The organism is Burkholderia sp. LFS061 (assembly GCF_047978125.1).
In the GTDB taxonomy this organism is placed as follows: Bacteria; Pseudomonadota; Gammaproteobacteria; order Burkholderiales; family Burkholderiaceae; genus Burkholderia; species Burkholderia pyrrocinia_C.
The window spans coordinates 37,343-51,849 of sequence record NZ_JBFPFS010000011.1 but is presented as its reverse complement, the minus strand read 5'-3'; the positions used below and the strand labels follow the sequence as shown (position 1 = coordinate 51,849).

Sequence of the window (14,507 nt, the reverse complement as noted above, 5' to 3'; positions counted from 1 at the left end):
GGCCGGCCGATTCAGATCAGCGGAACACGACCGTCTTCGTCCCGTTCAGCACGATCCGGTGCTCGACGTGCCACTTCACCGCGCGCGCGAGCGTCACGCACTCGACGTCGCGGCCGATCGCGGTCAACTGGTCGGGCGTCATGCTGTGGTCGACGCGCTCGACTTCCTGCTCGATGATCGGGCCTTCGTCGAGATCGGTCGTCACGTAGTGCGCGGTCGCGCCGATCAGCTTCACGCCGCGGTCGAACGCCTGGTAGTACGGCTTCGCGCCCTTGAAGCTCGGCAGGAACGAGTGGTGGATGTTGATCGCGCGCCCGGCGAGCTGCTGGCACATGTTCGGCGACAGGATCTGCATGTAGCGCGCGAGCACGACGAGATCGGCCTGGTGCTCGTCGATCACCTCCAGCACGCGAGCTTCCTGCGCGGCCTTCGCGGCATCGGACGAACCGCCGATCAGCGGGAAGTGATGGAACGGGATGTTGTAGCTCGCGGCGAGCTGGTAGAACTCCTTGTGGTTCGACACGATCGCCGGGATCTCGATCGGCAGCTGGCCAGTGCGATAGCGGAACAGCAGGTCGTTCAGGCAGTGGCCGATCTTCGACACCATGATCACGACGCGCGGCTTCACGGCCGCATCGTGCAGTTCCCAGCGCATCGAGAATTGCTCGGCGAGCGGCGCGAATTCCTTGCGAAGTGTGTCGAGCGCCGACGCGGCATCCGTGCCGTTGCCGTCCTGCTCGAAGTGCACGCGCATGAAGAATTCGCTGGTGCGGCTGTCGCCGAACTGCGCCGAATCGAGGATGTTGTTGCTGCGCTCGAACAGGAAGCCCGAGACCGCGTGGACGATGCCGTGCCGGTCGGGGCACGACAGTTTCAAGATAAAGCTGTGATCGGTCGGCATGACCGCTACTCCCTTTGTTTCCGTATTCGTCAAATTACCCGTTCGCGCCGCCGGACTGCGCGTCGCGGCGCGCGTCACGCGGCCGGTGCGAACAGCGCGTCGATGCCTGCCGCCTCTTGCGCCGTCAGCCAGCGATGGCGCAGCAGCGTGTCGAGCGTCGCGAGGCTCGCGTCCATCGTCGCGTGGCCTTCGCGCAGCCAGCCGATCACCTCGGGTACGCCGGCCAGCAGATGCTCGGCCACTTCGCCGTCCTGGTTGCGCGGCGCGAAGTCGTGCGGCAGCGGCAGGTCGTACACGAAGATCAGTTCGGACTGCGTGCCTTCCGGCAGCGAGCACAGCACCTGCACCGCGCGGCCCGCGATCGCGCGTGCCGCGAGTTCGGCCGGAATGCCGGCTTCTTCCCAGCACTCTTTCGCGAGCGTCTCGTGAACGCCCAGGCCCCAGCCGATGCCGCCCGCGACGACGTTGTCGAGCATGCCGGGGTCGGTTGCCTTGGTCGCGCTGCGGCGGCCGAGCCACATCTGCGGCACGGCCGCGGCTGGCGTAGCCGCGTATTCTACGATGCCGTTCAGATGCACCGCATAAGTCTGCGTCCCGAAGAACCGCGACGCGGCGCGCTCGATATACGCCAGCGGCGCATCGTCGAAGCGATTGCGGATCGCGTAGACCTCGTCGCGCCAGCCGGGAATCGCGCCTTCGGCCGCGAGCGCGCCGATCGCGCTCGCCAGCGCCATGCTGCGCGCGTCGACCGAGTCGTAGCGCGCCGACAGCACGACGCGCTCGCCGGTCAGCTCGAACACGTCGGGCCAGCGCGCAAGCTTCGCGACATCCTGACGGCGCACCCAGCCGACCGCCTGGCCGGCGATCTCGAAGCGCAGGTGCGCGGCCGGATCGAAGCGGCGCGCGGCCGCGATGCACGGAAACGTCATTGCCGTCAGTCCTTCAGCGCGACACGGATGCCGATCGCGATGAACGTCGCGCCGGCGATCCGGTCGAGCCACACGCCGGCCTTCGGGCGGCGCTTCAGCCATGCACCGATCATCCCGGCGCCGACGCCGAACAGCGAGAAGATCGCGGCCGTCTGCAGCATGAACAGCGCGCCGAGCTCGAACATCTGCAGCGTCACGCTCTGCGCGCCGTGCAGATCGACGAACTGCGGCAGGAACACGACGAAGAACAGCGTGACCTTCGGGTTCATCAGGTTGCCGATCACGCTCTGCCGGAAGATCGTGCCGAGCGGCTGCGGCGGGCGCGCGTGCGCATTCGCGAGGCCCTGGCTGCGCAGCGCCTTGATGCCGATCCACACGAGGTACGCGGCGCCCGCGAGCTTCAGGATCTCGAACGCGACCGGCGACGAACGCAGCACGGCCGCGACGCCGAGCGCCGCGAGCGTCGTGTGAAACAGGATCCCGGCCGTGAAGCCGAGCGCGGCGACGAAGCCGGCCGCGCGGCCCTGAGAGATGCCGCGCGCGAGCACCTGCAGGTTGTCGGGACCCGGCGCGAACGTGATCGCGATCGACGTGGCGAGAAACAGCATGAAGTTGGGCATCGTGACCTCGCGGTGTAAGCCGGCGTTCAGTGGCCGGCGAATTCGGTAACGGTATAGACGGGCAGTCCCGCGTTGCGCAGCAGCGTGGAACCGCCGAGATCGGGCAGGTCGATGATCGCCGCGCCTTCGACGACCACCGCGCCGAGCCGCTGCAGCAGGTTGCGCCCCGCCATCATCGTGCCGCCGGTCGCGATCAGGTCGTCCATGATGATCACGCGGTCGCCGGGGCGGCACGCATCCTCGTGGATCTCGACCGTCGCGCTGCCGTATTCGAGGTCGTACGATTCTGAGCGCGTCTTGTACGGCAGCTTGCCGACCTTGCGGATCGGCACGAAGCCGACGCTCAGCTCGTACGCGACGATCGGCGCGATGATGAAGCCGCGCGCGTCGAGGCCCGCGACGTAGTCGAGCTTCGCATCGACATAGCGCTCGACGAACAGGTCGACGAGGATGCGCAGCGCCTTCGGGCTCTGCAGCAGCGTCGTGATGTCGCGGAACATCACGCCCGGCTGCGGCCAGTCGGGCACCGTGCGGATCTGGCTGTGGATGAAGGCGACCGGATCGAGCGGCGCGCCCGACGACGAATGCGGCATGAAACTCTCCGAAAAAAACGGTGCGCGAAGATCGGGCACCGTTTCGAAAAATACGGGTCGGGTTATTGAATCGGCGCTCACGCGGCCGCGGCCGGCGGATCGCGCCGATGGCGCGACAGCCGCTCCTCCGCGAGCGCGAGCGCCTCGGGCAGCCCGCGCAGCACGACGATGTCGCTCGCGCGCAGCTTGGTCTGCGGATCGGGTTCGACACCGCGGATACCGTGCCGGCGGATCGCCGTGACTTCCAGCCCGAGCGCATACAGCCCGAGTTCCTCCAGCGAGCGCCCGACCGCGTCCGCGCGCGCATCGACCGGCACCGATTGTAGCCGCACCTGCTCGTGGTCGTCGTCGTCCGCGTCGTCCGCGCCGCGGAAATAGCCGCGCAGCAGGCTGTAGCGCTCGTCGCGCATTTCCTCGACGCGCCGCACGACCTTGCGCATCGGCACGCCGACCAGCACCAGCGTATGCGACGCGAGCATCAGGCTGCCCTCGACAATCTCCGGAATCACCTCGGTCGCGCCGGCCGCGAGCAGCTTCTCGAGATCGGCATCGTCGACGGTGCGCACGATCGCGGGCAGCGTCGGCTCGAGCTCGTGCACGTGGTGCAGCACGCGCAGCGCGGACGGCGTGTTCGCATAGGTGATCGCCACCGCCGCCGCGCGGTGGATACCGGCCGCGAGCAGCGACTCGCGGCGCGCCGCGTCGCCGAACACGACCGATTCGCCGGCTGCCGCGGCCGCGCTCACGCGGTCCGGGTCGAGGTCGAGCGCGACATACGAAATGCCTTCCTGTTCGAGCATGCGCGCCAGGTTCTGGCCCGCGCGGCCGTAGCCGCAGATGATCACGTGGCCGCGCTGCTTCAGGCTTTGCGTCGCGATCCGCGTCATCTGCAGCGACTGCTGCATCCATTCGGTCGACGACAGCCGCATCACGATCCGGTCGGCGTTCTGGATCAGGAACGGCGCGGCGAGCATCGACAGCAGCATCGACGCGAGGATCGCCTGCAGCAGCGTCGAATCGACCAAATGGCGGTCGAGGATCAGGTTCAGCAGCACGAAGCCGAATTCGCCGGCCTGCGCGAGGCCGATGCCCGTGCGCATCGCGACGCCCGGCGTCGCGCCGAACAGCCGGGCGAGCCCGGCGATCATCGTCCCCTTGAACAGGATCTGCCCGACGAAGAAGCCGAGCACGAGCAACGGATGCTCCCAGATCACGCGCGGATCGAGCAGCATCCCGGTCGTCACGAAGAACAGGCCGAGCAGCACGTCGCGGAACGGCTTGATGTCCTCCTCCACCTGATGGCGGAACGGCGTCTCGGAGATCAGCATCCCCGCGATGAACGCGCCGAGCGCAAGCGACAGGCCGAACTTGTCGGTGATGAACGCGGCGCCGAGCGTGACGAGCAGCAGGTTCAGCACGAACAGCTCCTGCGAGCGGCGCCGCGCGACGACGTTGAGCCAGCGCGTCATGAAGCGCTGGCCGATGACCAGCAGCAGCGTGAGCGCGATCACGATCTTGACCGCCGCGAAGCCGAGCGTCAGCGCGAGATCCTTCGACGATTCGGCGCCGAACGCGGCGATCACGATCAGCAGCGGCACGACCGCGAGATCCTGGAACAGCAGCACGCCGAAGATGTTGCGGCCGTGCTCGGTCTCGATCTCGAGACGTTCGGCAAGCATCTTCGACACGATCGCCGTCGACGACATCGCGAGCGCGCCGCCGAGCGCGACGGCGCCCTGCCACGTGATGTGCACCCAGCGCTCGAACAGCGCGCCGAGCAGCAGCGCGAGCAAAAGCGTCGCGACGACCTGCAGCAGCCCGAGACCAAACACGAGCCGCTGCATCGACCTCAGTTTCGCAAGCGAGAATTCGAGGCCGATCGAGAACATCAGGAACACCACGCCGAATTCCGCGAGATGCTCGGCGCGCTCGAGATCCGCCGCGATCCCGAGCGCGTGCGGGCCGACCAGGATGCCGACGGTCAGGTAGCCGAGCATCGGCGGGAGGTTCAGCGAGCGGAATACGACGACGCCCACCACCGAAGCCAGCAGCAGCATGAGCGTCATTTCGAGCGGGGAAATCACGGGCGAAGCGTCCTCGTTCGTCGGGGCCACCGCGAAGCGGGCGCGATGGCGTAGCGTGGGATAGGCGACATCGGACGAGTCCGAAGGCCCGGCGCGGCGAACAAACGCCTTTGCTATACTCCGCGCATGATAGCGAAAATCAATGATGATCGGGCGCTCGCGCTCGCCCGCGACGTGCTCGACATCGAGGCGGACGCCGTGCGCGCGCTGCGCGACCAACTCGACGGCGGCTTCGTCCAGGCCGTCGCGCTGCTGCTCGGCTGCCGCGGCCGCGTGGTGGTGTCCGGTATCGGCAAATCGGGGCATATTGCCCGCAAGATCGCGGCAACGCTGGCCAGCACCGGCACGCCGGCCTTCTTCGTCCATCCTGCCGAGGCCAGCCACGGCGACCTCGGGATGGTCACCTCCGACGACGTCTTCATCGGCATCTCCTATTCCGGCGAATCGGAAGAACTCGTCGCGATCCTGCCGCTCGTCAAGCGGATCGGCGCGAAGCTGATCGCGATCACGGGCCGCGCGGAGTCGAGCCTCGGCACGCTCGCCGACGTGAACCTGAACGCCGCGGTCTCGAAGGAAGCGTGCCCGCTGAACCTCGCGCCCACCGCGAGCACGACCGCCGCGCTCGCGCTCGGCGACGCGCTCGCCGTCGCGGTGCTCGACGCGCGCGGCTTCGGTTCGGAAGATTTCGCGCGCTCGCACCCGGGCGGCGCGCTCGGCCGGCGCCTGCTCACCTACGTGCGCGACGTGATGCGCTCGGGCGACGACGTCCCGTCCGTCGGGCTCGACGCGACGCTGTCGGACGCGCTGTTCCAGATCACCGCGAAGCGCCTGGGCATGACGGCCGTGGTCGACGCCGACGGCAAGGTCGCGGGCATCTTCACGGACGGCGACCTGCGCCGCGTGCTCGCGCGCGACGGCGACTTCCGCACGCTGCCGATCACCGACGTGATGACGCGCAACCCGCGCACGATCGGGCCGGATCACCTGGCGGTCGAGGCCGTGGAACTGATGGAGCGCCACCGGATCAACCAGATGCTGGTGGTCGATGCCGACGGCGCGCTGATCGGCGCGCTGAACATGCACGACCTGTTTTCGAAGAAGGTGATCTGATGAGCGCAGCGCTGACTGCGGCCGAACGCGCGAGCCGCGTGAAGCTGATGATTTTCGACGTCGACGGCGTGCTGACCGACGGCGGCCTGCTGTTTACCGCGGCCGGCGACGCGATGAAGTCGTTCAACTCGCTCGACGGCCACGGCGTGAAGCTGCTCGGCGAAGCCGGCATCGCGACCGCGATCATCACGGGCCGCCGCTCGGAGATCGTCGCGGCGCGCGCGAAGGAAATGAAGATCGCGCACCTGTTCCAGGGCGTCGAGAACAAGCTCGCGGTGTTCGCCGACCTGATCGCATCGCTCGGCCTCACCGCCGACGCGTGCGGCTACATGGGCGACGACTGGCCCGACCTGCCGGTGATGCTGCGCTGCGGCTTCGCGACCGCGCCCGCGAACGCGCACCCCGACGTGATCGCCCGCGCGCACTGGGTGGCCGAGGCCCGCGGCGGCCACGGCGCCGTGCGCGAAGTCTGCGACGCGATCCTGCGCGCTCAGCGCCGCTACGACGCGCTGCTCGCGGCCGCCTGCGGAGCCTGACGGATGAATACGCATTTCCGCTGGACCCAGCTGCTGCCGCTCGCCGCGGTCGCCGCGCTCGCGGGCATCACGTGGTGGCTGCTGCAGGCGACGCTGCCGCCGCCGGGCGAAGGCATCGCGCAGCCGAAGCGCCATACGCCCGACTATTTCGCGGACAACTTCTCGGTTACCGAACTCGACCAGTCCGGCACGACGCAGTACCGGCTGACGGCCGCGAAGCTGGTCCATTACGAAGACACCGAAAACAGCGACCTGGCCGATCCGGCCATGCGCGCATTCCAGCCCGGCAAGCCGGTCGTGACGACCACCGCGAAGCGCGGCACCGTCAACGGCGACGTGTCGATCGTCGATTTGTACGACGACGCGCGCATCCTGCGCGCGGCCGGCGGCGGCGATCCGCAAATGCAGGCCGATTCCCAGCATTTCCGGATCTTCGTCAATGACGATGTGATCCAGACCGAAAAGCCGGTTAAACTTCAGCGCGGCCTGTCGCTCGTCAACGCGACCGACGGCATGAAGTACAACAACGTCACCCGGGTCATCGAGCTTTACGGCAACGTGCGCGGCACGATCGCCGCGGCGGACACGTCCGGCGGCTCGAAAGGTCAACCCAAGTGACGCTTCCCTCACGTGACTGCATGAACGAACCGTTCCCTCGACAGATTTCCGGCGGCGCTGCGCGCGCCGTCCGCGCCGCGCTCGCCGCGACGCTCGTGGCGCTCCCGTTGATCGGGCTGGCGCCGCTCGCCCATGCCGAGAAGGCCGACCAGAACAAACCGATCAACGTCGAGGCCGACAACCTGACCTATGACGACCTGAAGCAGGTCACGGTCGCGACCGGCAACGTCGTGATCACGAAGGGCACGATCATCATCAAGGGCGATCGCGTCGAAGTGCGTCAGGATCCGGAAGGCTATCAGTACGCGACGTCGTTCGGCAGCGGCAAGAAGCACGCGACGTTCCGCCAGAAGCGCGAAGGCCTCGACGAATACATCGACGGCGACGCCGAGCGCATCGACTACGACGGCAAGCAGGACCTGACCACGCTGACGACCGCCGCGACCGTACGCCGCCTGCAGGGCACGTCGACCGTCGCGGACACCGTGCACGGCAGCGTGATCACGTACGACGGCCAGCGCGACTTCTACACCGCGAAGGGCGGCAAGGACATCGCCGCGCCCGGCAACCCGAACGGCCGCGTGCGCGCGATGCTGTCGCCGAAGAACGGCGGCCCCGCGCCGCTGACCGGCGCGCCGGCGAAGCTGTCGCCGTCGACCACGATCCAGGGAGCGCCGGGCCAATGAACGCGCTACCGAACCGTCAGCCGGCCGGCACCACGAGTTCGCTCGTCGTCCGCAACCTGAAGAAGCGCTACGGCTCGCGCACGGTCGTCAAGGACGTGTCGCTCGACGTGAAGAGCGGCGAAGTCGTCGGCCTGCTCGGCCCGAACGGCGCCGGCAAGACCACGTCGTTCTACATGATCGTCGGCCTCGTGCCGCTCGACGCTGGCGAGATCTCGCTGAACGGCAGCTCGATCAGCCTGCTGCCGATCCACAAGCGCGCGTCGCTCGGCCTGTCGTACCTGCCGCAGGAAGCGTCCGTGTTCCGCAAGCTGACCGTCGAGGAAAACATCCGCGCGGTGCTCGAGCTGCAATACGGCGAAGACGGCAAGCGGCTGTCGAAGGACGCGATCTCGTCGCGCAGCGAAGCACTGCTCGACGAGCTGCAGATCGGCCACCTGCGCGAGAACCCGGCGCTGTCGCTGTCGGGCGGCGAACGACGCCGGGTCGAAATCGCGCGCGCGCTCGCGACCAACCCGAACTTCATCCTGCTCGACGAACCGTTCGCCGGCGTCGACCCGATCGCGGTGCTCGAGATCCAGAAGATCGTCAAGTTCCTGAAGCAGCGCAACATCGGCGTGTTGATTACCGATCACAACGTCCGTGAAACGCTCGGCATCTGCGACCACGCCTATATCATCAGCGACGGCTCGGTACTCGCCGCCGGCGCGCCGAGCGAAATCATCGAAAACGAAAGCGTGCGCCGCGTGTATCTCGGCGAACACTTCCGCATGTAACTTCCTCCTCGTGGCTGGCTGCACCCCGCCCGGCATGGCCGCGCGGGGCCGCGCCCCGCTTCGCGGCCATGCCCGCGGCCGGGCGGCGCGCCGCGCGTAATCGCGGATGGCTCAACGCGCCTGGGTCGTGGCAAACTGCCGGTATGACTCCCTCCTTGCCATGAAAGCCAGCCTCCAACTCCGCCTGTCGCAACATCTGGCGCTGACGCCGCAGCTACAGCAGTCGATCCGGCTCCTGCAGTTGTCGACGCTCGAATTGCAGCAGGAAGTCGCGATGGCAGTCGCGCAGAACCCGCTGCTCGAGAACGACGACGAATGGATCGTGAGCCCGCTGCGCGTCGCGTCGGACGGATCGCTGATCGCGCAGACACCTTCCGGCCAGAATACCGAGCCGGCTCCGGCAAACAGCAGCAGCACGTCGGGCGATCGCGCGGAGCGCGACGAACCGGCCGGCGCGGACGAATACGACGGTTACGCGTCCGGCGACGGCAACGACGGCCCGCAATGGAATCTCGACGAATTCGGCCGCTCGAGCGGCGCGTCCGACGACGACGACCTCCCGCCGCTGCAGGTGCAGGAAGCCGCGACGTCGCTGCGGGACCACCTGTCCGCGCAGTTGCGCGTCACGCAGGCCGGGCCGCGCGATCGCGCGCTCGTGATGTTCCTGATCGAATCGCTCGACGACGACGGCTACCTGACCGCCACGCTCGACGAAGTGCTCGCCGACCTGCCGCCCGAGCTGGAGATCGACTGCGACGAACTGAACGCGGCACTCGCGCTACTGCACAGCTTCGACCCGGCCGGGGTCGGCGCCCGCTCGGCGTCCGAATGCCTGAAGCTGCAGCTGCTGCGCCTCGATCCGTCCCCGACGCGCACCCTCGCGCTCGAGATCGTGTCGCAGCATCTGGAGCTGCTCGCCGCACGCGACTTCACGCGATTGCGCAAGCACCTGAAGGCGAGCGACGACGCGCTGCGCGACGCGCACGCGCTGATCCGCTCGCTCGAGCCGTTCCCCGGCGCCGCGTACGGCAAGGCCGAGGCCGACTACGTCGTGCCCGACATCATCGTGAAGAAGGCCGGCCAGGGATGGCTCGCGGAGCTCAATCCGGAGGTCGTGCCGCGCCTGCGGATCAACAACCTCTACGCGAACATCCTGCGCAACAGCCGCGGCGATCCGTCGACCGGTTCGCTGAAACAGCAGCTTCAGGAAGCACGCTGGCTGATCAAAAACATCCAGCAGCGTTTCGACACGATCCTGCGTGTCGCACAGGCTATTGTCGAGCGTCAGAAGAATTTCTTTGCGCACGGTGAAATTGCCATGCGCCCCTTGGTTTTGCGGGAAATAGCTGATACGCTGGGCCTACACGAGTCGACTGTCAGCCGTGTGACAACCGGGAAGTACATGCTGACCCCGTTCGGGACGCTTGAATTTAAGTACTTCTTCGGATCTCACGTTTCGACCGACACCGGTGGCGCCGCCTCGTCGACAGCCATCCGAGCCCTCATCAAGCAACTGATAGGAGCTGAAGACCCAAAATCGCCACTTTCGGACAGCCGCATTGCCGAGCTGCTGGCAGAACAGGGTTTCGTGGTCGCGCGCCGCACGGTTGCCAAATATCGCGAAGCCCTCAAGATCCCGGCAGTGAATCTGCGCAAGTCTCTTTAGGCCTGCTGCCTGCCCGGCGGCAGGCGTGTTCCGGCCACCGCGCACACGGGGAACAGGCCGGGCGACCTGTCCGCGATACACCGCCTCTGTGCGGCACGGGCAAGTCGGCCGGAGCGCCGCCTCGATGCGGCCGGGTGGTCACTCGCTTGGAGAAGCACTATGAACCTGAAGATCAGTGGACATCATCTCGAAGTCACGCCTGCAATTCGCGAATACGTGATCACCAAGCTGGACAGGGTGCTACGGCATAGCGATCAGGTGATCGATGGCACTGTGATCCTCTCGGTCGACAATCACAAGGAAAAGGACAAGCAGCAGCGCGCGGAAATCAATCTGCACCTGAAGGGCAAGGACATCTTCGTCGAAAGCGCGAACGGCAACCTGTACGCCGCGATCGATCTGCTGATCGACAAGCTGGATCGCCAGGTCGTCAAGCACATGGAGCGCCTACAAACGCACGCGCACGACCCGATCAAACTTCAACCGTCGATCGACCAGATCGAACTGCCGCCGCAATAACCGTCACCGCAACACGCACGCCGCCCGGTTCGCCGGGCGTTTTTTTTGCGACTCCGCGCCCGTGGTGCGACCGGTCCGTCCATGCTGCGCCACGCACGCGGCTGTGCTCTATAATGTCCCGGTTATCGCCGGGGGGGCGTTGGGTGCGGTAGCTGCGTTGCAGGTTGCCGATACCAAATGCCTTGATATCGCCGAACATGGAAAATCAGTCTGCCGCCGCAAGGAGACCCCAGGCCGCCCAATCGCCTGCCAACATGAATCGCCTAGCCAAAATCCTGCCCATAGAGAACGTCGTCATCGACCTCTCGGTCACCAGCAAGAAACGCGTGTTCGAACAAGCCGGGCTGATGTTCGAGAATCAGAACGGCATCGCCCGCAGCACCGTCACGGACAACCTGTTCGCGCGCGAGCGCCTCGGCTCGACCGGGCTCGGCGAAGGCGTCGCGATTCCGCACGGGCGCATCAAGGGTCTCAAGCACCCGCTCGCCGCGTTCGTCCGGCTCGCCGATGCGATCCCGTTCGAAGCGCCCGACGGCCAGCCGGTCGGCCTCCTGATTTTCCTGCTCGTCCCCGAGCAAGCCACCCAGCAGCATCTCGAAATCCTGTCGGAAATCGCGCAACTGCTGTCCGATCGCGACGCGCGTGAGCGTCTGCACAACGAAACGGATATCGCCGAGTTGCATCGCCTGCTCACTCAGTGGCAACCTTGAGTTGATCCGGGCGGAATATTTTCCCGTACGAGGCGGCACGCGCCGCCGTCCAGGGCCGCCCGGCGCCGGCCCGGCATGGCGACGTCCGTCGCCGCGCGCATGCACCGGCCCATTGGAGTGACGAAAGTCATGGATACGTCCAGCATCAACGCCCAGAGCATCTTCGACGACAACGCGGCCACGCTGAAACTGAGCTGGCTGACGGGGCATGAAGGCTGGGAACGCGGCTTTTCGGCCGACACGGTCGGCAACGCGACGTCGAGCGCCGACCTCGTCGGCCACCTGAACCTGATCCACCCGAACCGGATCCAGGTGCTGGGTGAAGCCGAAATCGACTACTACCAGCGCCAGACCGACGAAGACCGCTCGCGCCACATGGCCGAGCTGATCGCGCTCGAACCGCCGTTCCTCGTCGTCGCCGGCGGCGCCGCGGCGCCGCCCGAACTCGTGCTGCGCTGCACGCGCTCGTCGACCCCGCTGTTCACGACGCCGATGTCGGCCGCCGCGGTGATCGACAGCCTGCGGCTCTACATGTCCCGCATCCTCGCGCCGCGCGCGACGCTGCACGGCGTATTCCTCGACATCCTCGGGATGGGCGTGCTGCTGACCGGCGACTCGGGCCTCGGCAAAAGCGAGCTCGGCCTCGAACTGATCAGCCGCGGCCACGGCCTCGTCGCCGACGACGCGGTCGACTTCGTCCGTCTTGGCCCCGATTTCGTCGAAGGGCGCTGCCCGCCGCTGCTGCAAAACCTGCTCGAAGTGCGCGGCCTCGGCCTGCTCGACATCAAGACGATCTTCGGCGAAACCGCCGTGCGGCGGAAAATGAAGCTGAAGCTGATCGTCCAGCTCGTGCGGCGCCCCGACGGCGAATTCCAGCGCCTGCCGCTCGAAAGCCAGACCGTCGACGTGCTCGGTTTGCCGATCAGCAAGGTCACGATCCAGGTCGCGGCCGGCCGCAACCTTGCGGTGCTCGTCGAGGCCGCCGTCCGGAACACGATCCTGCAGTTGCGCGGAATCGACACGTTGCGCGATTTCATGGATCGGCAACGACTCGCGATGCAAGATCCCGACAGTCAGTTCCCCGGCAAACTGGTGTAACCCGCACGCGCCGGCTGCGCAACGCCGACGTGTCGAGCCGGTGCTATGATGAAACGTCAGGATTCTCTGCTTCCCATGCGCATCGTCCTTATCACCGGCATCTCCGGCTCAGGCAAATCCGTCGCGCTGAACGCGCTAGAAGACGCAGGCTATTACTGCGTCGACAACCTGCCGCCGCATGTGCTCCCCGAACTCGCCCGCTACCTCGCCCAGGACGGCCAGCGCCGGCTCGCGGTTGCGATCGACGCGCGCTCGAGCGCATCGCTCGACGAAATGCCCGGCCTGATCCGCGAGCTGTCACGCGATCACGACGTGCGCGTGCTGTTCCTCAACGCAAGCACCCAGGCGCTGATCCAGCGCTTCTCCGAAACGCGCCGCCGCCATCCGTTGTCCGGCTCGCTGTCGCACGATGCGGACGTCGGCCTGCTGTCGTCGCTCGAGGAAGCGATCGAGCGCGAACGCGACCTCGTCGCGCCGCTCGCCGAGTTCGGCCACCAGATCGATACGAGCACGCTGCGCGCGAACGTGCTGCGCACGTGGGTCAAGCGCTTCATCGAGCAGAAGAACAACGACCTGATGGTGATGTTCGAGTCGTTCGGCTTCAAGCGCGGCGTACCGCTCGACGCCGACCTGATGTTCGACGTGCGCGCGCTGCCGAATCCGTACTACGACCACGAGTTGCGCCCGCTCACCGGGCTCGACCAGCCGGTCATCGCCTTTCTCGACGCACTGCCGATCGTCCACCAGATGATCGACGACATCCATGCGTTCCTGTTGAAATGGCTGCCGCACTTCCGCGATGACAACCGCAGCTACCTGACCGTCGCCATCGGCTGCACCGGCGGCCAGCATCGCTCGGTGTTCATCGCGGAAACGCTCGCCGCGCGCCTCGCGCACGAGGCGAACGTGATCGTGCGGCATCGTGACGCGCCAGTGGATGTCGACGCGTCGTCGCGGCTCGTCTCCGAGGTCGACCGACCCTAGCGACACCCGCCCCAACGCCCGCGCGCCATGTCCTCCCTATCGACCACCCTGATCGACCTGCCGCTGTTTCCGCTGCACACGGTGCTGTTTCCGGGAGGCCTGCTCCCGCTCAAGGTGTTCGAGGCACGCTACCTCGACATGTCCCGCGCGTGCCTGCGCGACGACGCGCCGTTCGGCGTGTGCCTGCTGAAGAGCGGGCCCGAAGTCGCACAGGACGGCGCCGTGTCGGTGCCCGAAACCATCGGCTGCATGGCGCGCATCACCGAGTGCGATACCGGTGAATTCGGGATGCTGTATCTGCAGGCGGTCGGCACGCAGCGTTTCGAACTGCTGTCGTATCGCGTCGAAGGCAACGGGCTGCTGGTCGGCATCGCGGAGCCGCTGCCCGACGACATCCCGCTCGAAGGCGAGCAGGCGCTCGCACAGTTCGGCTCGTGCGCCGAGGTGCTCGAGCGCATCATCGACGCGCTGAAGAAATCCGAGCCGGGCAAGCTGCCGTTCGGCGAACCGTTTCGTCTCGACGATCCCAGCTGGGTGTCAAACCGCCTCTCGGAACTGCTGCCGCTCGACCTGCGCGCGCGGCAAAAGCTGATGGAGTTTCCGGACGTCGGCGCACGCATCGACGCCGTGCACCACGTGCTCGACCGGCACGGCTGGCTGTAGGCGCCTCCAGACGGGAC

At 66.9% G+C, this 14,507-nt stretch carries 16 protein-coding genes; 11 read left to right on the top strand and 5 right to left on the bottom strand.

Features of this window, described 5'->3' with window-relative positions:
- Positions 1-16 precede the first annotated feature (16 nt).
- From purU to ACNQQL_RS12945, 5 genes are all read right to left on the bottom strand, one after another.
- Positions 17-901: a formyltetrahydrofolate deformylase gene (purU, locus tag ACNQQL_RS12965; RefSeq protein ID WP_034179051.1), complete on the bottom strand. Its 885-nt coding sequence runs from the start codon at positions 899-901 to the stop codon at positions 17-19.
- Positions 902-975: 74 nt separating this feature from the next.
- Positions 976-1,830: an NUDIX hydrolase gene (locus ACNQQL_RS12960; protein ID WP_347064318.1), complete on the bottom strand. Its 855-nt coding sequence runs from the start codon at positions 1,828-1,830 to the stop codon at positions 976-978.
- A gap of 5 nt (positions 1,831-1,835) precedes the next feature.
- Positions 1,836-2,450, bottom strand: a complete 615-nt coding sequence (locus tag ACNQQL_RS12955) for a LysE family translocator (RefSeq protein WP_347064317.1) — start codon at positions 2,448-2,450, stop codon at positions 1,836-1,838.
- A gap of 26 nt (positions 2,451-2,476) precedes the next feature.
- A complete protein-coding gene (locus ACNQQL_RS12950; protein WP_034179054.1) occupies positions 2,477-3,043 on the bottom strand; it encodes an adenine phosphoribosyltransferase in 567 nt (188 codons plus the stop codon).
- 77 nt (positions 3,044-3,120) lie between these two features.
- On the bottom strand, positions 3,121-5,127 hold the full coding sequence (locus tag ACNQQL_RS12945) for a monovalent cation:proton antiporter family protein (RefSeq protein ID WP_111017820.1): 2,007 nt from the start codon (positions 5,125-5,127) through the stop codon (positions 3,121-3,123).
- A gap of 126 nt (positions 5,128-5,253) precedes the next feature.
- Between ACNQQL_RS12945 and kdsD the strand changes: the two genes are divergently transcribed.
- The 11 genes from kdsD to ACNQQL_RS12890 all read left to right on the top strand — a co-directional run bounded on the left by kdsD (position 5,254) and on the right by ACNQQL_RS12890 (position 14,490).
- Positions 5,254-6,237 carry an arabinose 5-phosphate isomerase KdsD gene (gene kdsD, locus ACNQQL_RS12940; protein WP_034179055.1) on the top strand — a complete coding sequence of 328 codons (984 nt, stop codon included), beginning with the start codon at positions 5,254-5,256 and terminating at the stop codon, positions 6,235-6,237.
- Entirely contained in the window at positions 6,237-6,773 is a 537-nt protein-coding gene (locus ACNQQL_RS12935) for a KdsC family phosphatase (protein WP_072444673.1), read from the top strand. Before kdsD ends, ACNQQL_RS12935 begins: the two co-directional genes overlap by 1 nt.
- 3 nt (positions 6,774-6,776) lie before the next feature.
- Positions 6,777-7,391 (top strand): LPS export ABC transporter periplasmic protein LptC, encoded by a 615-nt coding sequence (gene lptC / locus ACNQQL_RS12930; RefSeq protein ID WP_072444675.1) that lies wholly within the window; start codon positions 6,777-6,779, stop codon positions 7,389-7,391.
- Positions 7,392-7,411: 20 nt separating this feature from the next.
- Positions 7,412-8,077, top strand: coding sequence for a lipopolysaccharide transport periplasmic protein LptA (gene lptA / locus ACNQQL_RS12925; protein WP_072444677.1), 666 nt, complete (start codon positions 7,412-7,414; stop codon positions 8,075-8,077).
- Positions 8,074-8,850 (top strand): LPS export ABC transporter ATP-binding protein, encoded by a 777-nt coding sequence (gene lptB, locus ACNQQL_RS12920; RefSeq protein WP_072444679.1) that lies wholly within the window; start codon positions 8,074-8,076, stop codon positions 8,848-8,850. The genes lptA and lptB overlap by 4 nt, the downstream gene beginning before the upstream one ends.
- Before the next feature lie 160 nt (positions 8,851-9,010).
- Complete coding sequence (locus ACNQQL_RS12915; protein ID WP_072444681.1) at positions 9,011-10,516, top strand: RNA polymerase factor sigma-54; 1,506 nt, start codon at positions 9,011-9,013, stop codon at positions 10,514-10,516.
- A 159-nt stretch (positions 10,517-10,675) separates the two neighbouring features.
- Complete coding sequence (gene hpf / locus ACNQQL_RS12910; RefSeq protein ID WP_006477786.1) at positions 10,676-11,035, top strand: ribosome hibernation-promoting factor, HPF/YfiA family; 360 nt, start codon at positions 10,676-10,678, stop codon at positions 11,033-11,035.
- Between the two features lie 197 nt (positions 11,036-11,232).
- Positions 11,233-11,745, top strand: coding sequence for a PTS sugar transporter subunit IIA (locus ACNQQL_RS12905; protein WP_034195643.1), 513 nt, complete (start codon positions 11,233-11,235; stop codon positions 11,743-11,745).
- Between the two features lie 129 nt (positions 11,746-11,874).
- Positions 11,875-12,843, top strand: a complete 969-nt coding sequence (gene hprK / locus ACNQQL_RS12900) for an HPr(Ser) kinase/phosphatase (RefSeq protein WP_006483133.1) — start codon at positions 11,875-11,877, stop codon at positions 12,841-12,843.
- A gap of 75 nt (positions 12,844-12,918) precedes the next feature.
- Entirely contained in the window at positions 12,919-13,827 is a 909-nt protein-coding gene (gene rapZ / locus ACNQQL_RS12895) for an RNase adapter RapZ (protein ID WP_034179062.1), read from the top strand.
- Between the two features lie 27 nt (positions 13,828-13,854).
- The gene (locus ACNQQL_RS12890; protein ID WP_072444683.1) at positions 13,855-14,490 is read left to right on the top strand and encodes an LON peptidase substrate-binding domain-containing protein; all 636 of its coding nucleotides are present in this window, start codon (positions 13,855-13,857) and stop codon (positions 14,488-14,490) included.
- Positions 14,491-14,507 lie beyond the last annotated feature (17 nt).

What these genes read in the sequence shown, in the direction of transcription:
- purU (WP_034179051.1), bottom strand. Translation starts at nt 901, where the DNA reads ATGCCGACCGATCACAGCTTTATCTTGAAACTGTCGTGCCCCGACCGG.
- ACNQQL_RS12960 (WP_347064318.1), bottom strand. Translation starts at nt 1,830, where the DNA reads ATGACGTTTCCGTGCATCGCGGCCGCGCGCCGCTTCGATCCGGCCGCG.
- ACNQQL_RS12955 (WP_347064317.1), bottom strand. Translation starts at nt 2,450, where the DNA reads ATGCCCAACTTCATGCTGTTTCTCGCCACGTCGATCGCGATCACGTTC.
- ACNQQL_RS12950 (WP_034179054.1), bottom strand. Translation starts at nt 3,043, where the DNA reads ATGCCGCATTCGTCGTCGGGCGCGCCGCTCGATCCGGTCGCCTTCATC.
- kdsD (WP_034179055.1), top strand. Translation starts at nt 5,254, where the DNA reads ATGATAGCGAAAATCAATGATGATCGGGCGCTCGCGCTCGCCCGCGAC.
- ACNQQL_RS12935 (WP_072444673.1), top strand. Translation starts at nt 6,237, where the DNA reads ATGAGCGCAGCGCTGACTGCGGCCGAACGCGCGAGCCGCGTGAAGCTG.
- lptC (WP_072444675.1), top strand. Translation starts at nt 6,777, where the DNA reads ATGAATACGCATTTCCGCTGGACCCAGCTGCTGCCGCTCGCCGCGGTC.
- lptA (WP_072444677.1), top strand. Translation starts at nt 7,412, where the DNA reads ATGAACGAACCGTTCCCTCGACAGATTTCCGGCGGCGCTGCGCGCGCC.
- lptB (WP_072444679.1), top strand. Translation starts at nt 8,074, where the DNA reads ATGAACGCGCTACCGAACCGTCAGCCGGCCGGCACCACGAGTTCGCTC.
- ACNQQL_RS12915 (WP_072444681.1), top strand. Translation starts at nt 9,011, where the DNA reads ATGAAAGCCAGCCTCCAACTCCGCCTGTCGCAACATCTGGCGCTGACG.
- hpf (WP_006477786.1), top strand. Translation starts at nt 10,676, where the DNA reads ATGAACCTGAAGATCAGTGGACATCATCTCGAAGTCACGCCTGCAATT.
- ACNQQL_RS12905 (WP_034195643.1), top strand. Translation starts at nt 11,233, where the DNA reads ATGGAAAATCAGTCTGCCGCCGCAAGGAGACCCCAGGCCGCCCAATCG.
- hprK (WP_006483133.1), top strand. Translation starts at nt 11,875, where the DNA reads ATGGATACGTCCAGCATCAACGCCCAGAGCATCTTCGACGACAACGCG.
- rapZ (WP_034179062.1), top strand. Translation starts at nt 12,919, where the DNA reads ATGCGCATCGTCCTTATCACCGGCATCTCCGGCTCAGGCAAATCCGTC.
- ACNQQL_RS12890 (WP_072444683.1), top strand. Translation starts at nt 13,855, where the DNA reads ATGTCCTCCCTATCGACCACCCTGATCGACCTGCCGCTGTTTCCGCTG.